We start from the raw sequence: 23,176 nt of genomic DNA, 5'->3' as shown, positions 1-23,176 counted from the left end.
AGGACCTAGACCAGGGGGTCTCGTGAGGATCATCCACCTGCTCAAGCACGGAGTGCGGGGGAACGGCCACGTCCACGTCGCCGTCGACCTCGCCTGCGCGCAGTCTGACGCGGGCCACGACGTCGTGTTCGCCGCGGCACGGTCCTCCTACGCCGACGTGCTGCGTCGGCACGGGGTCGAGGTCGTCGACCTGCCCGAGCCCCAGCGGGTCAAGGACGCACCCGGCAGCGCGTGGGCCCTCGCCAGGCTCTGCCGCCGCTTTCGCCCGGACGTGATCAACGCCCACATGATGTCGTCGGCCGTGCTGGCCTATCCGATCGCCAAGGTGCTGCGAGTGCCGTTGGTGACCACCATGCACAACTCCTTCGACAAGCACTCGGTGCTGATGCGGCTGGGCAAGGTGGTGGTGGCGGTGAGCGAGGCCGAACGCCAGCTGCTGCTGTCCAGGGGATACCCCGAACGTCAGGTCGTCACGATCTTCAACGGTGCCGACCAGTCGCCGCGGGAGGGTGCTGAGGCCGACGACCCGCCGCTGCTCCGCCCGTGCGTGGTGACCCTCTCCGGGCTGCATCCACGTAAGGCGGTCAGTGACGTGATCACCGCCTTCTCCCATCTCGCTCCCGACTTCCCCGAGTGGCACCTCAACGTCATCGGCTGGGGTGCGGAGCGGAAACGACTTGAGCTGCAGGTGGCCGAGCTGGGGCTGCAGCAGGCCGTGCACTTCCTCGGCTCCACCGCGGCACCGCGACCGCTGCTCGAGCAGGCCGACATCTTCGCCACCGCCACCTTGGCCGACCCGTGCCCGCTCACAGTGATGGAGGCCAGGGCGGCTGGCTGTGCCATCGTGGCCACCGCCGTCGGCGGCATCCCGGAGACGCTGGAGCACGGCAAGGCGGGTCAGCTGGTCCCCGTCCACGACCCGCAGGCGATGGCCGGCGCGTTGCGGGTGCTGATGGGTGATCCGGTGGTCCTCGAGGAGTGGCGGGCCCGGGCGCTCGAGGGCGCCGACTACTTCACCGTCGAGCGGATGTCGAGGGACTACCTGAGCCTGTTCTCCCACCTGACCGGTCTGCCCGCCGACGTGCGCGACACGGTGAGCGCGGCGGCCCCGTGAGCGAACCTCGCCGGCTCAAGGTCGCCTATTTCGTGCCGCCGTCAGCGCACTTCGCGGGAATCGAACGAGTGGTGCACGAGATCGCCAGCGGCCTGGCCGAGCAGCACCCCCGGCTGCTCGACGTCCACGTCATCTTCTCCTCGTCCTACGACGAGGAGCTGCTGCGGAACACGCCGTACACGATGCACGTGCTTGGCGTGGACCGGCTGCGCCGGCTGGGGGTATCGCTGCGCCGGTGCGTGGCCGAGCATGACTTCGACGTGCTCGTCACCCCGCAGATCGAGGCGTCGGTGATCGCGTGGACCGTCACCCGAGGCCTCCGGCTGCCGGTGCTGCTGCCCCACCTGCACGGCAATCCCCGGCTCGAGGAGGCCGACGGAACCCGTCGGACCCGAGCAGCGTTCGCGGCCTTCCGCACGCTGGTCAGCCGGGACGTGCCGGCGGTGCTGGCCGTGTCGCCCTCCCTGCGGGACTACGCCGCCGGCACGGTGGCGAGACGGACCCGGACCATCTTCGCCAAGAACCCGGTGCGCGACCTGGGTTCACCCGAGCCGCTGCCCGCCACTGACGCACGCTTCCGTTTCGTCAGCGTCGCTCGGCTCTCCTACCAGAAGGGTCAGGACATCCTGCTGCGAGCGTTGGCGTTGGCCCGTCCCGACCTGCCGCCGGTCGCTCTCACCCTGGTGGGCAGTGGCCCCGAGGAGCACACGTTGCGTGCGCTGTGCACTGAGCTGGGGCTGGACGACCTCGTCACCTTCGCGGGCTACAGCACCGACCCCGTCCATCATCTGCAGGCGGCAGACTGCTTCGTCCTGGCCTCGCGGTGGGAAGGCTTCGGGGTCGCTCTGGTGGAGGCCCTGCAGTGCGGGCTGCCGCTGCTGGCCACCGACTGCGAGTTCGGACCGGCCGACGTCATCACCGATCCCGAGATCGGAGAGCTGGTCGCTTCGGAGAGCCCCGAGGCCCTGGCGGAGGGCCTGCTGCGCGCTGTCCGCCGGCCTCGCACCTCGGCCGGTGACGAGCACCGGAGGGCCGCAGCGGCGGCCTACCTGCCGACGGCGGCGGTGGAGTCGCACTTCTCCATCCTCACCTCCGTCGCCCCGGGTAGCTGACGACAACAGAGCAGTTGACGACAGGGAGTGTCATGACGTGGAACGGGGCACGGCTGGTCCGCGCCGCCAAGCTGGTACTGGTGAACTCGGTGGGCATGGCCTACGCCGTGCCGCATTCCGTGCGCCTGGCGTCGTTGCGGGCAGCCGGCTATCGGGTGGGTCGGGTGGCCTTCCTCTCCGGGACGGTCGTTCGTTGTACCTCGCTGGAGGTCGGCGACGGCAGCTACGTCAACCACGGCTGTCTGTTCGACCGGGGGGACATCACCCTGGGTCGGAACGTCTACGTGAGCACCGGGGTGACCTTTGCCACCGGTGGTCACGACCTGGGGCCGCCGGACAAGCGTGCCGGTCAGGACTACTCGCGGCCGATCGTGGTGGAGGACGGTTGCTGGCTGGGTGCGAACGTGGTCGTGCTCAGCGGCGTACGGATCGCGTCCGGCTGTGTCATTGGGGCCGGGGCGATCGTCACCAAGGACACCGAGCCCGACGGGGTCTACGTGGGCGTGCCGGCTCGTCGGGTGAGGACCCTCGACTGATCTGTCGGCTCGACCCGTCCCAGCGGGACGACGCGTGCCGCCAACGCTCCAGCCCAACGGGACAGATGGTGAGACGGCCGCTCCGCGACCTGGTAGAACCCAGCAGCCACGAGGAGCGAAGCAGGTAGCGCCATCAGAAGCACGATGGCCGGGTTGTGGGTGTGCAGGAGCAGAGCGACGCTGGTGACGATGGGCTCGTGCACGAGGTAGAGGCTGAACGAGACCGTCCCCAGCCAGTGCACCGGGCGCCATGCCCCGAGCCGCACCGCCGGAGCCCAGCGGGCGAAGAGGACGACCAGCGCGGCAGCAGCGAGAACGGTGACCGGAGAGACGGTCTGACCCGTCAGCCAGCGCGACTCGGTCAGCACGAGGACAGCGAGGACAAGCAACACCGAGCCGCTGAGTCTTCCGACCCGGTCCAGCAGCGCCCCCAGCCTGTCCAGCTCGGTCGCCAGCAGTACCCCGACCCCGAAGACCGGGAGGTAACGGAGCGGGTCGAGGTGCAGCAACGCCCCGGCCTCGGTCGCACCGAGCAGCAGCACCAGCTTCAGCAGGGGCCACCGGCGGAAGCGCACCAGGAGCAAGAGGTAGAGGGGCAGCAGCAGCGAGAACCACATTTCCCACCGCAGCGACCAGAGCACACTGTTCAGCCAGGTGGTGCCGAGCAGCAAAGTCAGATCACCCCCGAGACCCTGCGGCGTGAGCCGGAAGTCGTGACCGTTCACCCACCACGACGACCCCGGGACCGCCACGCGCGGCACCAGCGAGCTCCAGAGCAGCGCCAGCGCCACCGACGTCCACACGGGCAGGTAGATCCGCACCAGCCGGCGGGGATAGTAGGTCACGGCCGAGAAGGGTCGAGTGCGGAACGGCAGCGTGAGGACGACTCCGGACAAGACGAAGAAGACCAGGACAGCTTCCTCACCGGACCAGACGAGCCGCAGGGGCGTGTAGGTCACGGTGGCCAGCCAACCGCCGACCCGGCTCTCGCCCGAGACGACATTGGCGATTGACGGCAGCACGAGCATGGCGTGGAACACCACCACGACCAGCGCGGCGAGTCCGCGCAGGCCGTCGAGTGCGGGGAGTCGCCCGGAGAGTAGCGGGACAGGGGGCGCAGTCACGATGGCGACGATAGGGAACTCCTGGGTCGCTCGTGTTACGACCGGTGTCGGTTCACTGAGAAGCCGACGCGGCCGTGGTCGGCATCACGCTTGACGGGGCGATGTGGCACCAGCATGACCGTTAGGGTGGGGCGGGCCCGTTCGGGAAACGTGGCCTCGTCGACGACCGGAGGGCGGCCCGTGCAGCGTCTCAGCGTCGTCATCCCCAACTACAACTACGCGCAGTTCGTCGGCGCGGCCATCGACAGCGCGCTCGCCCTGCGATGGTCGGACGTCGAGGTGGTGGTCGTCGACGACGGCTCGACCGACCAGTCGCTAGACATCATTCGCGGCTACGGCGACCGGATCAGCCTGCTCGCCACCGAGAACGCCACCCAGCGCGTCGCGTGCAACCGGGGCTTCGCCGCCAGTACGGGGGACGTGGTGGTGTTCCTCGACTCCGACGACGTACTACCGCCTGACTTGCCCATCCCGCTGGCGGAGGCGATGGGACCCACAGTCAGCAAGGTGCAGTTCCAGATGCAACGGATGGACGAGTCGGGTACACCGCAGGGTGATCCGTTCCCGACGTACGACCCGGTCCCGCCCCCGACCGACATCAGGCGGTGGTTGCTCGCCACCTCGGCCTACCCGACGCCGCCAGGGTCCGGCAACGCCTACGCCCGCTGGTTCCTGGACCAGATCCTGCCGGTCGGTCCGGAGGTCGGAGACGCTGGAGACTCGGCGCTGCTCGCGGCAGCGCCCTTGCTCGGCGACGTGGTCAGCGTGTCAGGGGTCCTGGTGGGTTACCGCCAGCACGGGCGTAACGACAGCGACCTGCTGCGTGACGTGAGCCGATTCGCTCGTGAGGTGACTCGAGCTCGGGATCGCTGGCGTTTTGCGCTTGCCGCCGACCGTCGGCCGGCGGACGACCGTCCCCTCTTCGCCAGCCGCGAGCTGCTCCAGCTGCGCGTGGCGGCCCACCGACTGGCTCCGCAGGCCGCGACCTTGCCCGGCGACCGGCCGGTCCGGATGCTGCTCGACGCGTTGAGGTCCCCCTTCCGACCGGGACCCGACCGCTGGGGTCACCGTTGCGCGCTGGCTGGCTGGTCAATGCTCACGCTTCTCGTGCCTGGTCGCTTCGCTCGCCAGCTGGTTCAGCTCCGTTACGGCAGGACGCCGTGAGCGCTCAGGGAGGTCATCGGTGTCGGGACTGACGATCGTCACCCTGCTCGTGGTGGCCTACGGTGTGCTCGGCCGCGGTGGGTACGGTCGCGCGCTGGCCCTGGGCGGCGCGACCGCTGCAGGCTCGGCCATCGTGGTCAGCGGGACGGCCATCCCCACCTTCTACGCTGCCGCCCTTGGGGTGGTGGTCGCCCTCGTGCTCCGGTTGCTGGGGAGCGGACGCACTCCCAGCCGGGTGCGGGAGCCGCTACCACCTGCGACCTCACTGCTGGTGCTGTTTCTGGGATGGTCGGTCGTGGTGACCCTGGTGGCACCCCTGCTGTTCGACGGCTTGGTGACGGTGACGCCCGGATCCACCCCCCTGATAGCCGGCGTCGTCACCAACTCGAACCTGGCCCAGATCATCTACGTGTTCCTCGGCGTCTGCGTGGTGGTCTTCCTGGCGCGGTCACCGCGGGCGGGACCGGAGCTGATCGGTCTCGCGGCCGGGGCTTGCACCCTGCTGTCGCTCTGGCGCTACCTGCACCAGCTGGTCGGCCTGCCTTTCCCGGAGGGCTTTTTCGACAACTCCCCATCCTTCGCCTACATCCAGACGGCGGCCGGCAACATCCCCCGCTTTCGTGGGATACTCTCCGAGCCCTCGTCGCTGGCCGGGAGCTCCCTGGTGACCATGGCTTACATGTTGCCGCGGGCCAGTGCCCTCCGAGGATGGCGGCAGTTGGGAGCCCTCACGGTCGCGGGGATCGCGTGCTACCTGGGCATCATCTCGACCTCCGCAACGTTCGTCGTGGCCGGGATTGCGGCGGCGCTGATACTAGGCGGTGCGAGCCTGATCGGCTTCCTCGCTCGGCGCACGTCGCTCAGCCGGGTGCTGAGCCTGGTCGGCTGTGCCGCCGTCATCGTCGGAATCTGGGTGCTGCCGGTCGTCGCGGCTTTTGTCGAGTCCACGATCAACGACAAGGTGGCGTCCTCCTCCTTCACCGAGCGGTCCTCGGCCAACGGTGACTCCGTGAACATCTTTCTCGACACCTGGGGCTTCGGCGTCGGGCTGGGGTCGGCCAGGGCGTCGTCGTTCATCCCGACCCTGCTGAGTGCGACGGGCATCGTAGGGGCACTGCTCTTCACCGCGGCCGTGGTCACCCTGCTCTACCGCGGTGCCGCGCTCCGGGAGTACCGCCCCGTGCTCTGGGCCTTGGTGACGCTGCTGGTGGTCAAGATTGCGGCCGGTCCCGACCTGTCCGACAGCACGGGCGTCTTCTGGCTGTCCCTCGGGCTCCTCTCCCGAGCGGCGCTGCTGAACAGTCGGCTTCCGGTCGACCGGGTCGAAGCGGTCGACCCGTCAGCACCGCCATCGGCGCCTCCGCTCGGCGATGGTCTGCCCCGGCTGGAGCCACGACCCAGCACGTCAGGGCCAGCCCTGCCGTGAGGCGACCCAACGTGAGGCGGCTGAGGTGGCTCGTCGCCGTCGTCGTGGTCGCTCTGGTGGTCGTGATCGCGGTGGTCGTCGTCCGACGCCAGCCGGGCGTCGGTGACGGACTGGCCGGTCGAGCCACCGTGAGCACCAGCTCGGCCAAGATCGGCAGCTCCCCGCGGCAGGTCGTGACCACCGATCATGCCGACGACCCGGGCCGGGGCTGGCGGACCGACCGGCAGACGACCGGGGCCTGGCTCGAACTGCAGTGGACGGCGCCGGTCGAGGTGCGCCGGGTGGTGCTCCAGCGCAACCCGGTCGCCGACCCGGGGATCGAGTCCGGGTTCCTCACCTTCGGCGACGGGTCCGAGATCCAGGTGACGCTGTCGGGATCGGATCGCACCACCACCGTGCCGGTGGCCCCGCGATCGGTCGACCGGGTGCGCTTCACCGTGTCTCGGGTCACCACAGGGGCTCGGTCGGTAGCGTTGACCCGGGTCGCGGTCGACGATCAGCCAGCGGCTGACGACGTCGCCGTGGACGCCCCGCCGAGCGGCGACGTGGCAGGTGCCGCGACCGTGACGGCCTCGGCTGGGGCTGCTGATCCGCGACCCCTCGTCGACGCCGCCGCTGGCGGGGCGGGGCAGCGGTGGACCGTTGCGGACCCCGCAGGTGCTTGGGTCCAGCTGAGCTGGCCTCAGCCGCGAGAGCTGACCACCATTGGGCTGGCCGGCATCCCCTCGACCGCGGAGCTGCGGAGCGCCACCCTCGAGTTCTCCGACGGCTCCCGGCTGAGTGTGGGTGCCGTGCTGCCCACCACCGCCCGACCGACGGTCCTGAGCTTCATGCCACGGGTCACCACCTCGGTCCGGCTCGTCCTGGACACCGTCAGCGGTCCGGGAGCGTTGAGCCTGGCCGAGCTCTCGACCTACCAGCGAGCTGCCCCACCCCGGACGGCTGCCGGTGGTGAGGCCACCTCGTTCGGTGACAGCGACCTCAACTGCGACACCCCACTGCCCCGCCCCACGGACAAGGTCGGACTGGTGGTGCGGTGCCCCACCACGGGAGCGGTCGTCGGGGCGAGTGTCGACGTCCGCGTCGCCGTTGGCCCCTCCTTCACCGGCGCCAGCGCCAGCGTCTGGCCAGGCGACCCCACGGCGGCCGTGCCCCCCTCCCAGCAGGCCGCGCCGGACCCGGACGGGACGGCCACCTTCCGACTCGACCTGTCGGCTCTGCCGCCCGGACCGTTCACCGTCCGGTTCGAGGCGACCGGGCGGCGCTCCCGGGCGGCATCGGCGCTCTTCCAGCTTTACCGTGGCTTACCTGCCGTCGGCACAGTGCCTCCGGCCCCGACCTCACCGCCCTCAGCCGACGTCGCGGCGGGGCGCTCACTGGTGTACGCCGAGGAGTTCACCCGGCCCATGTCGATCTCGCGGACCGGGAAGGACGCCGACTACGCGGCCGCGAAGCCGGTGGTGGGCGGAGCTGAGGACTTCGGCTTCGCGATCTTCGCCGACCCGGCGAAGAGGTTCGGCAACGTGCGGGTCGTGGACGACCAGTACCTCAAGATCTCGATCGAGCCCAGACCCGAGGACTTCGCCGATCCGCAGGGGTGGGGACGGAGCCACCTGGGCGGCCTGCTGTCCTCGGCCCGGCCCGGCGGTTCCGGCTTCTCGGCCCAGTACGGCTACTTCGAGGCACGGATGTTGGCGCCTGCGGCGCCCGGCACCTGGCCGGCGTTCTGGATGCTGCCGACGCCCAACCTGGTCACCGACCAACCCGCCATCGCCGAGATCGACGCCGTCGAGCTGTACGGCCACGAGCCCACAGGTGCCTGCCACACCACGCACGAGTACGTCGCCGGCAAGGACGACGGTGTCGCCCACTGCGGGACTCGCTGGGACACGCGGCAGGAGGCGATGACCTGGCACACCTACGGCGTCTCGGTGGGCCCCACCGTGATCACGTTCTACATCGACGGTCGACTGACTGCGACGGCTCCACAGGTCCAGGGCGGGGACGAACCGCTCTTCTTCCTGCTCGACCTGGCGCTCGGCGGTGGCTGGCCGATCGATCTCGCGTCGGTGCAGGACCGGGCTGACCTCTACGTCGACTACGTCCGGGTCTACGTCTAGGTTCGCATTAAAATGCTAGTTCTGGCATAGTCATGCGTATGAGTGTGAAGGTGGCGGTGGCCGGTGCCACAGGCTACGCCGGCGGGGAGCTGCTCCGGCTCCTGCTCGGCCACCCCCACGTCGAGCTCGGTGCCCTGACCGCGGGGGCCAGCGCCGGCCGCCTGCTGGGTGAGTCCCAACCGCATCTTGTCCCGCTGGCGGACCGGGTGGTGGTCGACACCACCCCTGAGACGCTGAGCGATCATGACGTCGTCTTCCTGGCTCTGCCGCACGGCGCCTCGGCCGCGGTGGCGGCGGCGCTGGATCCCGAGACGCTGGTCATCGACTGTGGGGCCGACTTCCGGCTCACCGACCCCGCAGCCTGGCTGCAGTTCTACGGCTCGCCGTACGCCGGCAGCTGGCCGTACGGCCTGCCGGAGCTGCCCGGCCAGCGGGAAAAGCTGGCGGGTGCTCGGCGGATCGCGGTGCCAGGCTGCTATCCGACGACAGCGACCCTCGCGCTCCTCCCCGCTCTCGCGCACGGTCTCAGCGACGGTCGTGACCTGGTGGTGGTGGCGGCGAGCGGACCGTCCGGCGCAGGTCGGTCCCTCAAGCCGCACCTGTTGGGCTCGGAGCTGATGGGATCGGCGAGCGCGTACGGTGTCGGCGGGAGACACCGGCACGTCCCCGAGCTGCTGCAGAACTTCGCCGTCTGCGGAGCTACTGCCCCAACGGTCTCCTTCACCCCCGTACTGGTGCCGATGTCCCGGGGCATCCTGGCAACCTGTACCGCGCCGGTGGCCGCGGGCATCACCGCCGGCGACGTGCGGGCCGCGTACGCCGGCGACTTCGCCGACGAGCCGTTCCTGCACCTGCTGCCCGAGGGCGCGTGGCCGCAGACCCAGTCGGTGCTCGGCGCCAACGCCGTCCACGTCCAGGTCACCGTCGACGCCGCCGCGGGACGGCTCGTCGCGGTCGCCGCCTTGGACAACCTGACCAAGGGCACGGCCGGCGGAGCGGTCCAGTGCCTCAACTTGGCGCTCGGGCTGCCGGAGACGACCGGCTTGAGCACGGTGGGAGTGGCGCCGTGAGCGTGGCCCATCACCAGCCGACCCCGTGGGAGCTGACCCGGCACGACGTCGGCCTTGGCATGGCTCAGCTGCCCGCCCATGCCTCGGTGCCGCGCTGGGCCCTCGACGACAGCTACGAGGCCCCCTTCTGGAGCGTGACCCGGACCACCGACGAGCTCAGCGTCATCTGTGCCTGGGACGCGTTGCCCGGCACCGTGACCGGCGTCGGCCCGTTCACCGCCTTCAGCATCGACGGTCCGCTCGACCACTCCCTGATCGGGGTCCTTGCCGGCCTGCTCGCCCCGCTGGCCGAGGCCGACATCTCCGTGCTCGCCGAGTCGACGTTCGACACGGATTGGATCCTCGTCCCCACCCTCCAGGCCGACCTCGCCGTCCAGACCTGGATCGCAGCCGGCCACCTGGTCACCAGTGAGGAGTCCCGATGAGCGTCACCCGAGCCGCCGGCTTCCTCGCCACCGGTACCACCGCCGGCCTCAAGGCCAGCGGACGGCCCGACCTGGCCCTCGTGGTCAACACCGGACCCCACTTTCATGCGGCGGCGGTGTTCACCGGTAACCGGGTCAAGGCTGCACCGGTGCTCTGGTCGCAGCAGGTGCTGGCTGACGGCCGGCTGCAGGCCGTGGTCCTCAACTCCGGCGGGGCCAACGCCTGCACCGGGCCCGAAGGCTTCGCCGACACTCACCGGACGGCGGAGCACGTCGCCGAGGTCCTCACCGGATCCAGCGCCCCGGTCGGGGCGATCGACGTCGCCGTGTGCTCGACCGGGCTCATCGGCGAACGGCTGCCGATGGACCTGCTCACCGCCGGCATCACCGACGCGGCCGCCAGCCTGAGCGCCAACGGCGGAGCGACCGCCGCCGAGGCGATCATGACCACCGACACCCGCGCCAAGCAGGCCAGCTACGCCGACGAGGGCTGGTCCGTCGGTGGCATGGCCAAGGGCGCGGGCATGCTCGCCCCCGGCTTGGCCACCATGCTCGTCGTCCTGACCACCGACGCGGTCGTGGACCCTGCCAAGCTCCAGGGCCAGCTCGAGCAGGCCTGCCGACGCAGCTTCGACCGGATCGACAGCGACGGCTGCATGTCGACCAACGACACCGTGCTGCTGCTCAGCAGCGGTGCGTCCGGGGTTCGGCCGCACGCGATCGACTTCCAGGCCGCCCTCGACGAGCTGTGCGCGGACCTGGCGCTGCAGCTGCTGCACGACGCCGAAGGCGCGGCTCACGACATCGCGATCACGGTCACCCATGCGGCCACCGAGGACGACGCCGTCGAGGTCGGCCGAGCCATCGCCCGCAGCAACCTGTTCAAGTGCGCCATCTTCGGCGGAGACCCGAACTGGGGCCGGGTCCTGGCCGCGATCGGGACGACGTCCGCCGCTTTCGAACCGGATCGGCTCGACGTGTCGTTCAACGGCGTCCAGGTGTGCCGGGACGGTCAGATCGGTGACCCCCGCGACCTCGTCGACCTGAGCGGACGCGCGGTTGAGGTCCGGGTCGACCTGCGGGCCGGCCCACGCTCGGCAACGGTGTGGACCAACGACCTGACGTACGACTACGTGCGCGAGAACGCGGAGTACGCGACCTAGCTCAGAGGGTCCCCGCGCGTCCAATCTGGACGAGCTTCCAGCCGGCATCGGTCCATGAGGGAGCGTGCAGCTTGAGCCGCCCGTCGATGATCACCTTGTGGCGAACCAGCTCGCCGAGGGCGACGGGGTCGATCTGACGAAACTCCGGCCACTCGGTGAGGTGCAGGGTGATGTCGGCTCGGTGAGCCGCCTGCTCCACGCTCGCCACCTGGGTGAAGCCTTCCCGAGGAGGCAGCCGAGCCTGCGGGTCGTAGATACGGACGTCCGCACCGGCCGCGTGCAGGCGGTCCGCCACCGTCAGAGCCGGAGAGTTCCTCGTGTCGTCCGTGCCCGGTTTGAACGCCGCGCCGAGAACGGCGACCCGCTTGCCGTGCACGTCCCCGCCGGCCTGGGCGATCGCCAGCTCAGCCAGCTCGGTGCGCTGTCCCTCGTTGATGGCTTCGACCGAGTGGATGAGGTCACTCAGCACGTGCACGCCGAGCTCGTCAGCCCGGACAGCGAGCGCAGCGATGTCCTTGGGGAGGCAGCCGCCGCCGAAGCCCAGGCCGGCGTTGAGGAAGTCGCGGCCGATCCGCTTGTCGTACCCGATCGCGTCCGCCAGCAAGGTCACATCGCCGCCTGCCGCCTGGCACATCTGCGCCATGGCGTTGATAAAGCTGATCTTGGTGGCCAGGAAGGCGTTGGCCGACGCCTTGATCAGCTCGGCCGTGGCCAGATCGCACCGGACCACCGGAGTGCGGTCAGTCAGCGGGATGGCGTAGATCTCTTCCAGCACCCGCAGCGCATGCGCCGAGTGGGTGCCGAAGACCAAGCGATCGGGCCTCATCGTGTCCTCGACCGCGTAGGCCTCGCGCAGGAACTCAGGGTTCCAGGCCACCTCGATCTCGTCGCCCGCAGGTGCCAGCCGGCGGATCCGCTGCTCCAGAGCCACCGCCGTACCCACCGGGACGGTCGACTTGCCCACGATCAGAGCCGGCTTGGTGAGGAGAGGAGCCAGGGTGTCGACGGCTGCGTGCAACTGGCTGAGGTCGGTCTTGCCGCCGGATCCAGACGGCGTACCCAGAGCCAGGAAGTGGACGTCAGCCCAGTCAGCGATCTGGGTGTAGTCGGTGGTGAACCGCAGCCGGCCCGTGCTGGTGTGACGCTCAAGCATGGGTTCGAGGCCAACCTCGAAGATGTGGGACTGACCGGCGTTGAGGGTCTTCACCCGGGCCGAGTCGATGTCGACGCCGATCACGTGGTGGCCGAACTCGGCCATCCCCGCCGCGTGGGTCGCCCCCAGATAGTTCGTCCCGATGACGCTCATCTTCATCGTCATGCCAGTACGCCCCCCAACGTTGTCATGGTCAAAGTCTTGCACTGCTCGGTGACAGGAGCGTTAATGCGGGCTGAGGGGCGGCCCGACCGTCGGTGTGCGAACAGGACGTTGGTCCCGGAGTCAGCAAGGCTTATGTCCCTCTGACTGGGGACCTTCGACCTCTCTGCCGCGCCGGGCCCTCCTCCCTAGGTTGAGACGTGTCCCCGTTCAGCGCGGTCGGGGACACAGTGGCTCGGGGACCCCACACCAATCCCGAGGAACCGTCATGGACGCAGTGGCTACCGCCCCGAGCCCGCTACCAAGCCTTGCCCGCCGGCACTTCCTGGGCACCCTGCTCGCCGCTGGAGCAGCGGTCGCGATCCCCGTTCCCGCGTCGGCGGCAACGGTGTCGTACTACGGGCGCGGTTACCGGACTGGCGGCTACCGCTGATGGGCGGACCGAAGCTTCCCGTCAACATCGACACGACGTACCCCGACGTCAAAGCCGATCCCTCGATCAAGGCGCACCAGCAGGCGCACGACGCGCTGCACCGCATCGCCAACACATTCGACACGGCGCTGGGCACGGCGACCGCCGGTCAGGTCCTGACCTGGAACGGGACGGTCTACGCGCCGGCTGCGGTACCGAGGGGGGGCGGCCCGAGCCTGAAGAGTCTTGAGGATGCCTCCCGCGCGATCTACGCCTTGAGCCCGTCGCCCGAGACCGGTCTCACCGCGGTCGCCGCCGACGCGGGCACCGACGACGCTCCCCGGTTGCAGGCGATGCTCGACTACCTCAAGAAGACCTACGGCGGCGGCCAGCTGATACTTCCCCCGGGGCGCACCTCCAACTGCAACTCCACCATCACCATTCCCGCCGGCGTGCAGGTGATCGGCTCAGCGACCAGCGTCTGGGACTTCTGGTACGCGGGTAGCGCGGCGACCGCCGTGGTCGTGAACGACAAGGAGTGCACGCCGATCATCGGCCTCAAGATTCACGGGAACCAGTGGGACGCCAACCGGACGTCGCACAACACGACCACCTCCACGGGGCTGAGGGTCTCCGGCTACACGCTGAACTTCGTCGACGTCCACGTGAGCGGGTTCAACTGGGGCGTCGACTTCACCAACGACAACACCTACCTGGTCAGCTTCGAACGCTCGACCATCGACGGCTGCATGGTCGCGATCAACATCGACCTTGACAACACCTGGACCGGCGGCTCGGGCAGTGTCTCCAACAGCGGCGAGCGGATGGCGTTCACCGACTGCGTCATCGCCAACTGCGACACCGTCTACTGGGCGACCGGCAACGGCGTCGGGTTGTTCTTCACCCACACGTCGATGGACTTCTGCACGACCTGGGGCCGCCAGCGCAACGCTCACGTCTTCTTCCAGGGCTGTCATCTCGAGTCGACCTACTCAGGCCGCAACCGCTACCTGTTCGACCTCGACGTCAACTCTCGTCTGTACATGGTGAACTGTCTCTTCATCCTCGGCACCCCCGGGATCTACTACGCCATCAACCCCGCGAGTGCGCCCTGGAACCTGGGGTGGGGCATCGCCCACTTCACCAGCTGCGGCGTGAGCTACAACCCCACCCCAGCCGCCCAGGGCGACGGGGCGGTGAGCACCGGCTACTCGGAGTCGCTCGTCCCCGTTCCGACCGGGGCGGCCAAGGTCGTCGTCGCGTCGTTCTTCGTCTCGAAGTGGAACGCGATGAAGGTCAACGTGGTGGCTGCCGGCGGACCGGCGGCCGATGTCACGGCCCGCATATCGGCAATCAGCACCGCCAACGCCACCGTGACCGTTACGCTCTCGGCACCTGCTCCCGCCGGCACCTGGCTGGAGGTCCAGTTCTGACCGCCGATCATCGTGCCACTCCGCTTTGCATGGAGTTGCTAATCCTGGCATAGTTATGCGGGTGACCCCGCCCGCGACCGCAGAGCCGATGTCGCTGGTGGAGAAGGCCGCGATCCTGACCGAAACGCTGCCCTGGCTGGAGACCTACGCCGGCAAGGTCGTGGTGATCAAGTACGGCGGCAACGCCATGGTGGACGAGGACCTCAAGCGCGCGTTCGCCCAGGACATCGTCTTCATGAAGCGCTGCGGCGTGCACCCGGTCGTCGTGCACGGCGGCGGACCCCAGATCTCCTCGATGCTGAAGCGGCTGGGCATCGCCTCGGAGTTCCGCGGCGGGCTGCGGGTGACTACGCCCGAGGCGATGGAGGTCGTCCGGATGGTCATGGTCGGCCAGGTCGGCCGCGACCTGGTGGGCTTGATCAACAGCCACAGCACCTTGGCGGTGGGGCTTTCCGGCGAGGACGGCGGCCTGTTCACCGCCGAGCGTCGCGGTACCGTCATCGACGGCGAAGAAGTTGATCTTGGTCTGGTGGGTGACGTCGTGCACGTCAGGACCGAAGCAGTACAGGGATTGATCAACTCCGGCAGCGTCCCCGTCGTCGCCGGGATCGCGCCGGACATCCATGGGGTCGTGCACAACGTGAACGCCGACACGACCGCGGCGGCCCTGGCGGTCGCCCTGCAGGCCGACCGGCTCGTCGTGCTGACCGACGTCGAGGGCCTCTACCGCAACTGGCCCTCCAGCACCGACGTGATCACCGAGCTCTCGGCCTCGGAGCTGCGCGAGCTGATGCCGACGCTCGAGTCCGGGATGCTGCCCAAGATGGCGGCCTGTCTGCGGGCGGTCGAGGGCGGGCTGACCCGCGCGACCGTGACCGATGGCCGGGTGCCGCACGCCCTGCTGCTCGAGATCTTCACCAACGCCGGGATCGGCACCATGGTCACCCAGGACGGGCTCGTCCGGCTCGGCAGCCGGGTCTTCTCCCGCGAGCAGGGCATCCCGCCGCACGAGCTCACCAACGGCGAGTTCGCCCTCCGCACCACCGACCCGATCCAGGAGCAGTCGTGACCGCCGACCTGAGCGCGATTGAGCTGACGGGAGCCCCGTCCGAGCTGGCGGGCCCGCTGACCACCTCCGCCGCCGTGCTGGCGGGCTACGAGCACGCCGTGATGGCCACCTTCGGCCTGCCTAAGCGGGTCTTCGTCCGCGGCGAGGGCTGCTACGTCTGGGACGCCGAGGGCCATCGCTACCTCGACCTGCTGGCCGGGATCGCCGTCAACGTGCTCGGCCACGCGCACCCCACCGTGCTGTCCGCGGTGACCGGGCAGATCACCACGCTCGGCCACGTCTCGAACTTCTTCGCCACCCCGGCCCAGGTCGCACTAGCCAGCCGGCTGGCGGCGATGGTCGACCCCGACGACCCCAGCGACGCCAAGGTCTTCTTCGCCAACTCCGGCACCGAAGCCAACGAGGCCGCGTTCAAGATCACCCGGATGACCGGCCGGACCAAGATCATCTCCACCGAGGGCGCCTTCCACGGCCGGTCGATGGGCGCGCTGGCCATCACCCACAACCCCAAGTACCGGGCGCCGTTCGAGCCGCTGCCCGGCGGCGTGGTCTTCGTCCCGTACGGCGACGCCGACGCTCTCGCCGCCGAGATGGACGACACCGTCGCCGCGGTGGTGCTCGAACCGATCCAGGGCGAGAACGGGATCGTCGAGCCGCCCGCCGGCTACCTGGCCCAGGCGCGGACGCTAGCCGACGAGTACGGCTCGCTGCTGTGGATCGACGAGGTACAGACCGGGATGGGCCGGACGGGCAGCTGGCTCGCGTCCGTGGCCGAGGGCGTCCGGGCCGACGTGGTCACCCTTGCCAAGGGCCTAGGCAACGGCTTCCCGATCGGCGCCTGCGTCGCCCGCGGTCGCGCCGCGTCACTGCTGAGCGCCGGCAGCCACGGCAGCACCTTCGGCGGCAACCCGGTCGCGGCCATCGCCGGTCTCGCGGTGATCGCGGTGATCGAGCGCGACGGCCTGCTGGCGCACGCGCAGGCGATGGGTGAGCACCTGGCCGCCGCCGTGACCGGGCTCGGGCATCCGCTCATCGCCGGTGTCCGCGGCCGCGGCCTGCTGCGGGGGATCGTGCTGACGGCTCCGGTCGGGGCCGCGGTCACCGACGCCGCCTTGGAGGCGGGCTTCATCGTGAACGCGCCGCGACCGGACGTGCTGCGGATCGCGCCACCGTTGGTGGTCACCGCCGACCAGCTGGACACCTTCGTCGCCGCGCTGCCCGACCTGCTCGACGGGGCGGTGAGCGCCTCATGAGCTCGGTCCGGCATTTCCTGGCCGACGACGACCTGAGTGTGGCCGAGCAGGCCGAGGTGCTTGCGCTGGCCGCGATGCTCAAGACCGACCCGTACGCCGAGCAGCCCTACCGCGGGCCGCGCAGCGTCGCGGTGCTCTTCGACAAGCCGACCCTGCGGACGCAGACCTCCTTCGCCGCCGGGATCGCCGAGCTTGGGGGCTACCCGATGATCGTGGACGCCCGGCTGGCCGGGATCGGCGTCCGCGAGTCGGTCGCCGACACCGCCCGGGTGCTCGGCCGGCAGGCCGCCGCGATCGTGTGGCGCACGTTCGCCCAGGCCGACCTCGAGCAGATGGCCGACTACGCCGGCGTCCCGGTGGTCAACGCGCTGACCGACGCCTTTCACCCCTGCCAGATCCTGGCCGACCTGCTCACCATCACCGAGCACAAGGCCCCGGGCAACGGCGGCCGGATCGCCGGGCTGACCCTCGCCTACGTCGGCGACGGGGCCAACAACATGGCGACCAGCTATCTGATCGGCGGCGCCCTGGCCGGTCTGCACGTCCGGATCGGCGCCCCGGCGGCCTTCTCTCCGTCGGCGCAGGTGCTCGCCCGGGCGGGGAAGATCGCGGCCGCGACCGGCGGCAGCGTGTCGGTGTCCGACGACGTGTCCGCCGTAGTGGCCGGCGCCGACGTGGTCGCCACGGACACCTGGGTGTCGATGGGCCAGGAGGCCGAGATGGCCGAACGGGTTGCGATCTTCGCCCCGTACGGCCTGACCACGTCGCTGCTGGCCCAGGCCGCTCCGGACGCGATCGTGCTGCACTGCCTGCCGGCGTACCGCGGCAAGGAGATCGAGGCGGCCGTGCTCGACGGCCCGCAAGCCGTGGTCTGGGACGAGGCGGAGAACCGCCGGCACGTGCAGAAGGCCGTGCTGGTGCTGCTCGACGCCTGGTCCGCCGGCACCGCGGGAGTACGGACGTGACTGCGACCGCTCCGGGAGGCACCCCGCTCACCCGGACGGGCCGGCACGCCCGGATCATCGCCCTGCTCGGCTCGCACCAGGTCCGCTCCCAGACCGAGCTCGCCGAGCTGCTGGCCGCCGACGGCGTCCAGGTCACCCAAGGCACGTTGTCCCGCGACCTGGTCGAGGTCGGCGCGCTCCGCGTCCGCGGCGCCGGTGGCCACCTCGTCTACGCCGTTCCCGGTGACGGCGGTGACCGCAGCCCCCAGGTGGGGGAGTTCGCGACCTTCGAGGCGCGGCTCGTCCGGCTCTGCGGTGAGGTGCTGGTCTCGGCCGAGGCCTCGGCCAACCTTGTCGTGCTGCGGACCCCGCCCGGCGCCGCCCAGTACTTCGCCTCGGCCATCGACCGGGTCGGCTGGACCTCGATCCTCGGCACCATCGCCGGCGACGACACCGTCCTGCTGATCACCCGCAGCCCCTCGGGGGGCAGCGACGTCGCGGACGCCCTGCTCACCATGAGCCGCGGCGACCGGCAACCAGACCGCACCACCACTAGCAAAGGAAACCTCTCGTGAGCGAACGAATCGTCCTGGCCTACTCCGGCGGGCTCGACACCAGCGTGTGCATCGGCTGGCTGTCGGAGGAGACCGGGCAGGAGGTGGTGGCCGTGGCCGTCGACGTCGGCCAGGGCGGTGAGGACATGAGCGCCATCCGCCAGCGCGCCCTCGACTGCGGAGCGGTCGAGGCCATCGTGGTCGACGCCCGGGACGAGTTCGCCGAGGACTTCTGCTTGCCCGCCCTCCAGTCCAACGCGCTCTACATGGATCGCTACCCGCTGGTCAGCGCACTGTCGCGGCCGCTGATCGTGCGGCACCTCGCCGAGGCGGCCCGCGCGCACGGCGCGACCGTGGTCAGCCACGGCTGCACCGGCAAGGGCAACGACCAGGTGCGCTTCGAGGTCGGCATCGCCAACCTCGCGCCCGAGCTCAAGGTGATCGCCCCGGTCCGCGACTACGCCTGGACCCGCGAGAAGGCGATCGCGTACGCCGAGGAGAAGGGGCTGCCCATCAACCAGAGCAAGAAGAGCCCCTACTCGATCGACCAGAACGTCTGGGGGCGAGCGGTGGAGACCGGGTTCCTGGAGGACATCTGGAACGCGCCGATCGAGGACGTCTACGACTACACCGCCGACCCGACGGTGCCGCGGGAGCCCGACGAGGTCACCCTCACCTTCGCGTCCGGCGTCCCGGTGGCCATCGACGGCACGCCCGTCTCGATGCTCGAGGCCATCGAGCAGCTCAACACCCGCGCCGGCGCCCAGGGTGTCGGCCGGCTCGACATGGTCGAGGACCGGCTCGTCGGGATCAAGAGCCGCGAGATCTACGAGGCTCCCGGCGCGATCGCGCTGATCGCGGCGCACATGGAGCTCGAGAACGTCACCATCGAGCGCGAGCTCGCCCGCTACAAGCGGGGCGTCGACCAGCGCTGGAGCGAGCTGGTCTACGACGGGCAGTGGTTCTCCCCCCTCAAGCGCGCGCTGGACACGTTCATCGCCGAGGCGCAGTCGGCCGTCAACGGTGACATCCGGATGGTGCTGCACGGCGGCCGGGCGACGGTCACCGGCCGGCGCAGCGGGACCAGCCTGTACGACTTCAACCTCGCCACCTACGACGAGGGTGACTCGTTCGACCAGTCCCAGGCGCGCGGGTTCATCGAGATCTACGGCATGTCGAGCAAGCTCGCCGCCCGCCGGGACGGCATCACCACCGGTCGGGCTGGCTGACGCCGACATGCCTGAGGAGCACGAGGGACGGCTGTGGGGTGGTCGGTTCGCCGGCGGCCCGGCCGAGGCGATGTTCGCTCTGAGCCGGTCCACCCAGTTCGACTGGCGGCTGGCGCCCTACGACCTGGCCGGTTCCCGGGCGCACGCCCGGGTGCTGTACCGGGCCGGGCTGCTCGGCGACGACGAGCTCGCCGGGATGCTCGACGGGCTGGACCGGCTAGGTGCCGACGTCGCCTCGGGCGCGTTCGCTCCGGCGCCCACGGACGAGGACGTGCACGGCGCGCTCGAGCGTGGTCTGGTCGAACGGGTCGGGGACGAGCTCGGCGGCCGGCTGCGGGCCGGCCGCTCCCGCAACGACCAGATCGCGACCCTGATCCGGATGTACCTGCGGGACACGCTGCGGGCCGTCACCGCCGAGCTGCTCACGGTCGTGGCCGCCCTGCACGATCAGGCCGAGCGCCACCTCGGGGTCGCCATGCCGGGCCGGACCCACCTGCAGCACGCTCAGCCGATCCTGCTCTCCCACCACCTGCTCGCCCACACCTGGCCGCTGCTGCGCGACGGCGACCGGTTGGTCGACCTCGACCGCCGGCTCGCGCTCAGCCCGTACGGTTCGGGCGCCCTGGCGGGCACCTCGCTCGGCTTGGACCCCGAGGCCGTCGCGGCCGAGCTCGGCTTCGCCGGCAGCGTGGCCAACTCCCTCGACGGCACCGCCGCGCGCGACGTCGTGGCCGAGGCGGCGTACGTGCTGGCCCAGGTGGGCGTCGACCTGTCCCGGCTGAGCGAGGACGTCATCTTGTGGTGCACCCATGAGTTCGGCTTCGCGACGTTGTCCGACGCCTGGTCGACCGGCTCGAGCATCATGCCGCAGAAGAAGAACCCCGACGTGGCCGAGCTCGCCCGCGGCAAGGCTGGCCGGCTGCTGGGCAACCTCACCGGTCTGCTCGCCACGCTCAAGGGGCTACCGCTGGCCTACAACCGCGACCTGCAGGAGGACAAGGAGCCGGTCTTCGACTCTCTCGACCAGCTGCTGGTGCTCGTGCCGGCGGTGGCCGGCATGGTGGGGACGCTCACCTTCCACCCCGAGCGGCTGGAGGCGCTCGCGCCCCGCGGGTTCTCCCTCGCCACCGACGTCGCCGACTGGCTGGTCCGGCAGCGGGTGCCTTTCGCCCGCGCGCACCACATCGCCGGCGCGACGGTCCGGTACTGCGAGAGCGCCGGCATCGAGCTGTCGGACCTGACGCCGGCGATGCTCACGGAGATCTCCCGCGAGCTGGGCGACGGGGTGCTCGAGGTGCTGACGGTGGCCGGTTCCATCGACTCCCGCGACGGCCGTGGCGGTACGGCGACGGCGCGGGTGCGTGAACAGCTCCAGGAAGTCGCTGGAGAGCACGCTCGTCTGACCCGTTGGGCAACCGGCGTGACCGGCAGCTGACCCAGCGCCTGTCCACAGGCCGCGGCGTGCGGTTGCGTTGTCCACAAGACCAATGCCGAAGCGCAGATCGGTGGTCTCCGTCCGCATCATCTCCGTGAGAACCCAACGGAGAGGAAAACGAGATGGGCGTCAGCACCACCTACATCGGGCACATCGAGATCGAACCGCCGCTCAACGCGGCCGAGCGGAGCTATCTCCAGGCATTCGCGGGCAGTCGGCGCTGCTGGCGCCGGAGCGGGCCGTACGCGGTGACCCCCAGCGACCCGGAGTACACGTCGACCGACCGGTACAACCGGATCGCTCAAGGCCAGCCCAGCCTGTGGTGCCAATGGGTGCCCTGCTATCGGGGGTGCTGCCTCAGCTGGAACGGGACCGAGAAGTTCTACGCCGGCGCGTCCTGGCTGCAGTACCTGATGGACCACTTCCTTCGCCCAGGAGCGGAAGCTGCTTCGAGCAAGGCCCGTCAGTTCAGCGGCTTCACCTTTGACCACCGGATGGACGGCGTCATTGCCGGGCGCCAGGAGGACACTCGTGAGCTGTTCCTGCTCCGCGTCGACGACTCGCGGCTGACTCAGGAGGTCCTGAGGCCGCCAGACCCGATGCCCTGGGACGAGTGGTGGCCGGGCCCGCTGGGCGAAACCGCTGCCGACGACGAGCCACTCGCCCGTATCGTGGCTGGTCGTGACGAGCGCGGTGCTGGACGAGCTGAAGTGGCGGGGCCTGCTGGCCAACTCGACGGATGAGCAGGCGCTCGCCGAGCACCTGGACGCGGGCCCAGTCACCTTCTACGTCGGTTTCGACCCCACCGCCCCCAGCATCCACTTCGGCAACCTCGTCCAGCTGATGGTTGCTCGCCAGCTCCAGGCGGCCGGCCACCGGCCATTGCTGCTGGTGGGGGGATCGACGGGGATGATCGGGGACCCGAAGGACTCCGGCGAGCGCACCCTCAACTCCGCCGACACGGTGGCGAGCTGGGTCGAGCGGATCCGGGCGCAGGTGGGGAAGTACCTCGACTTCACCGGCCCCGCGGCCGCCCGGATGGTCAACAACCTGGACTGGACGGGACCGATGCCGGTCCTGGACTTCCTGCGCGACATCGGCAAGCACTTCCCGGTCAACCGGATGCTGGCGCGCGACGTGGTCCGCAACCGGCTCGAGGAAGGCATCTCCTACACCGAGTTCTCCTACGTGCTGCTGCAGTCGATGGACTACCTCGAGCTGCACCGCACGCTTGGCTGCACCCTGCAGTTCGGCGGCAGCGACCAGTGGGGCAACATCACCGCCGGCGTCGAGCTGATCCGGCGCGCGGAGGGGACGCGGGTGCACGCCCTGGCGACGCCGCTGCTCACCAAGGCCGACGGCACCAAGTTCGGCAAGACCGAGGGCGGCTCGATCTGGCTCGATCCCGGCATGACCTCCCCGTACGCCTTCCACCAGTTCTTCCTGAACGCCGAGGACGCGAAAGTCGTCGAGTACCTCAAGGTCTTCAGCCCCCGGGGCCGGGCCGAGATCGACGAGCTGGCGCGGCTGACGGCTGAGGCACCGCAGCGCCGAGCGGCTCAGAAGGCGCTGGCTGACGACGTCACCGCCCTGGTGCACTCGGTCGAGGAGCGGGACGCTGCCGTGGCAGCGGGAGCGGCAATCTTCGGGCGCTCCGACCTGCGCGAGCTGCCGGAGGCCACCTTGGCCGGCGTCGCTGCCGAGATCGGCACGGTCGAGATCGACGGCAGCGTCGGGCTGCCGACCGTTGTCGAGGTGCTCGAGCGCAGTGGGGTCGTGGCGTCAAAGGGGGCGGCGCGACGTGCGGTGGCCGAGGGTGGCGCCTACCTGAACAACGTCAAGATCACCGAGGCGGAGGCGCAGCTGAGCGAAGCGGACCTGCTGCACGGACGTTGGGTGATCGCCCGCCGGGGCAGGCGCACCGTGGCCGCCGTGGCGGTCAGCCGGCGGTCCTGACTCGCTCCGGTGGCAGCCCGTTGCCTCGACTTGACCAGCTCGTCACACGCGCGTAATGTCACTCAAGCCTTCACGGGGTGCAGGACACCGGATCTGAGGATCTGGCGGCCGACCCGGAGGTCCCAACACGGTCACAGCAGTCCGGGTCGGGTGCGTCTCCTTGGAGAGCACCCGCTTCGGAGTTCACTGTCACGTCCTGCGGGAGGTCGATCGGCCCCAGTTTGAATCGGGCAGTGAGATCAGGTAATGTTTCTTGAGTTGCCCCAGGCCGGGATTTATGGTTTCGGTGTGGTGTGTGTCTGAGTCTTGAGAACTTAACAGC

The 23,176-nt window shown here is 70.0% G+C and carries 21 protein-coding genes; 19 read left to right on the top strand and 2 right to left on the bottom strand.

Features of this window, described 5'->3' with window-relative positions:
* Nucleotides 1-22 precede the first annotated feature (22 nt).
* Genes ACFE76_RS14620 through ACFE76_RS14610 form a run of 3 tightly spaced genes read left to right on the top strand, consistent with a single transcriptional unit; the run spans nucleotide 23 to nucleotide 2,762 of the window.
* Complete coding sequence (locus tag ACFE76_RS14620; protein WP_375432497.1) at nucleotides 23-1,114, top strand: glycosyltransferase family 4 protein; 1,092 nt, start codon at nucleotides 23-25, stop codon at nucleotides 1,112-1,114.
* Nucleotides 1,111-2,226: a glycosyltransferase gene (locus tag ACFE76_RS14615; RefSeq protein WP_375432496.1), complete on the top strand. Its 1,116-nt coding sequence runs from the start codon at nucleotides 1,111-1,113 to the stop codon at nucleotides 2,224-2,226. The genes ACFE76_RS14620 and ACFE76_RS14615 overlap by 4 nt, the downstream gene beginning before the upstream one ends.
* 32 nt (nucleotides 2,227-2,258) lie before the next feature.
* On the top strand, nucleotides 2,259-2,762 hold the full coding sequence (locus tag ACFE76_RS14610) for an acyltransferase (protein ID WP_375432495.1): 504 nt from the start codon (nucleotides 2,259-2,261) through the stop codon (nucleotides 2,760-2,762).
* On the opposite strand, the gene ACFE76_RS14605 is transcribed toward ACFE76_RS14610, so the two are convergent.
* Nucleotides 2,720-3,886 carry an acyltransferase family protein gene (locus ACFE76_RS14605; protein ID WP_375432494.1) on the bottom strand — a complete coding sequence of 389 codons (1,167 nt, stop codon included), beginning with the start codon at nucleotides 3,884-3,886 and terminating at the stop codon, nucleotides 2,720-2,722. The genes ACFE76_RS14610 and ACFE76_RS14605 overlap by 43 nt on opposite strands.
* Nucleotides 3,887-4,066: 180 nt before the next feature.
* Here ACFE76_RS14605 and ACFE76_RS14600 point away from each other — a divergent pair, with 180 nt between their 5' ends.
* From ACFE76_RS14600 to argJ, 6 genes are read left to right on the top strand one after another with little or no spacing between them, the layout of a single operon-like run.
* A complete protein-coding gene (locus ACFE76_RS14600) occupies nucleotides 4,067-5,050 on the top strand; it encodes a glycosyltransferase family 2 protein (protein ID WP_375432493.1) in 984 nt (327 codons plus the stop codon).
* Nucleotides 5,051-5,069: 19 nt separating this feature from the next.
* Nucleotides 5,070-6,476 carry a hypothetical protein gene (locus tag ACFE76_RS14595; protein WP_375432492.1) on the top strand — a complete coding sequence of 469 codons (1,407 nt, stop codon included), beginning with the start codon at nucleotides 5,070-5,072 and terminating at the stop codon, nucleotides 6,474-6,476.
* Nucleotides 6,477-6,487: 11 nt separating this feature from the next.
* Complete coding sequence (locus tag ACFE76_RS14590; protein ID WP_375432491.1) at nucleotides 6,488-8,596, top strand: family 16 glycosylhydrolase; 2,109 nt, start codon at nucleotides 6,488-6,490, stop codon at nucleotides 8,594-8,596.
* Between the two features lie 38 nt (nucleotides 8,597-8,634).
* Nucleotides 8,635-9,666: an N-acetyl-gamma-glutamyl-phosphate reductase gene (argC, locus tag ACFE76_RS14585; RefSeq protein WP_375432490.1), complete on the top strand. Its 1,032-nt coding sequence runs from the start codon at nucleotides 8,635-8,637 to the stop codon at nucleotides 9,664-9,666.
* Nucleotides 9,663-10,091, top strand: coding sequence for an ACT domain-containing protein (locus tag ACFE76_RS14580; RefSeq protein ID WP_375432489.1), 429 nt, complete (start codon nucleotides 9,663-9,665; stop codon nucleotides 10,089-10,091). The genes argC and ACFE76_RS14580 overlap by 4 nt, the downstream gene beginning before the upstream one ends.
* Entirely contained in the window at nucleotides 10,088-11,254 is a 1,167-nt protein-coding gene (argJ, locus tag ACFE76_RS14575) for a bifunctional glutamate N-acetyltransferase/amino-acid acetyltransferase ArgJ (RefSeq protein ID WP_375432488.1), read from the top strand. Before ACFE76_RS14580 ends, argJ begins: the two co-directional genes overlap by 4 nt.
* Nucleotide 11,255: 1 nt before the next feature.
* Here argJ and ACFE76_RS14570 read toward each other — a convergent pair whose 3' ends face one another.
* Nucleotides 11,256-12,560 carry a UDP-glucose dehydrogenase family protein gene (locus ACFE76_RS14570; RefSeq protein ID WP_375432487.1) on the bottom strand — a complete coding sequence of 435 codons (1,305 nt, stop codon included), beginning with the start codon at nucleotides 12,558-12,560 and terminating at the stop codon, nucleotides 11,256-11,258.
* Nucleotides 12,561-12,837: 277 nt separating this feature from the next.
* Between ACFE76_RS14570 and ACFE76_RS14565 the strand changes: the two genes are divergently transcribed.
* The 10 genes from ACFE76_RS14565 to tyrS all read left to right on the top strand — a co-directional run bounded on the left by ACFE76_RS14565 (nucleotide 12,838) and on the right by tyrS (nucleotide 22,854).
* Entirely contained in the window at nucleotides 12,838-13,002 is a 165-nt protein-coding gene (locus tag ACFE76_RS14565) for a hypothetical protein (RefSeq protein WP_375432486.1), read from the top strand.
* Nucleotides 13,002-14,414 carry a hypothetical protein gene (locus ACFE76_RS14560; RefSeq protein WP_375432485.1) on the top strand — a complete coding sequence of 471 codons (1,413 nt, stop codon included), beginning with the start codon at nucleotides 13,002-13,004 and terminating at the stop codon, nucleotides 14,412-14,414. The genes ACFE76_RS14565 and ACFE76_RS14560 overlap by 1 nt, the downstream gene beginning before the upstream one ends.
* Nucleotides 14,415-14,502: 88 nt before the next feature.
* On the top strand, nucleotides 14,503-15,483 hold the full coding sequence (gene argB / locus ACFE76_RS14555; RefSeq protein WP_375432548.1) for an acetylglutamate kinase: 981 nt from the start codon (nucleotides 14,503-14,505) through the stop codon (nucleotides 15,481-15,483).
* Nucleotides 15,480-16,736: an acetylornithine transaminase gene (locus ACFE76_RS14550; RefSeq protein ID WP_375432484.1), complete on the top strand. Its 1,257-nt coding sequence runs from the start codon at nucleotides 15,480-15,482 to the stop codon at nucleotides 16,734-16,736. Before argB ends, ACFE76_RS14550 begins: the two co-directional genes overlap by 4 nt.
* The gene (gene argF / locus ACFE76_RS14545) at nucleotides 16,733-17,701 is read left to right on the top strand and encodes an ornithine carbamoyltransferase (RefSeq protein WP_375432483.1); all 969 of its coding nucleotides are present in this window, start codon (nucleotides 16,733-16,735) and stop codon (nucleotides 17,699-17,701) included. The genes ACFE76_RS14550 and argF overlap by 4 nt, the downstream gene beginning before the upstream one ends.
* Nucleotides 17,698-18,255: an arginine repressor gene (locus ACFE76_RS14540; RefSeq protein ID WP_375432482.1), complete on the top strand. Its 558-nt coding sequence runs from the start codon at nucleotides 17,698-17,700 to the stop codon at nucleotides 18,253-18,255. The genes argF and ACFE76_RS14540 overlap by 4 nt, the downstream gene beginning before the upstream one ends.
* Nucleotides 18,252-19,463: an argininosuccinate synthase gene (locus ACFE76_RS14535; protein WP_375432481.1), complete on the top strand. Its 1,212-nt coding sequence runs from the start codon at nucleotides 18,252-18,254 to the stop codon at nucleotides 19,461-19,463. Before ACFE76_RS14540 ends, ACFE76_RS14535 begins: the two co-directional genes overlap by 4 nt.
* A 7-nt stretch (nucleotides 19,464-19,470) precedes the next feature.
* Entirely contained in the window at nucleotides 19,471-20,898 is a 1,428-nt protein-coding gene (gene argH, locus ACFE76_RS14530) for an argininosuccinate lyase (protein ID WP_375432480.1), read from the top strand.
* 122 nt (nucleotides 20,899-21,020) lie between these two features.
* On the top strand, nucleotides 21,021-21,641 hold the full coding sequence (locus ACFE76_RS14525; RefSeq protein WP_375432479.1) for a hypothetical protein: 621 nt from the start codon (nucleotides 21,021-21,023) through the stop codon (nucleotides 21,639-21,641).
* Complete coding sequence (tyrS, locus tag ACFE76_RS14520) at nucleotides 21,580-22,854, top strand: tyrosine--tRNA ligase (RefSeq protein WP_375432478.1); 1,275 nt, start codon at nucleotides 21,580-21,582, stop codon at nucleotides 22,852-22,854. The genes ACFE76_RS14525 and tyrS overlap by 62 nt, the downstream gene beginning before the upstream one ends.
* Nucleotides 22,855-23,176 lie beyond the last annotated feature (322 nt).

This window comes from uncultured Friedmanniella sp. (assembly GCF_964244005.1).
Taxonomy (GTDB): Bacteria; Actinomycetota; Actinomycetes; order Propionibacteriales; family Propionibacteriaceae; genus Microlunatus.
The sequence above is the reverse complement of the archived record's forward strand: the minus strand, read 5'-3'. Positions and strand labels throughout refer to the sequence as shown.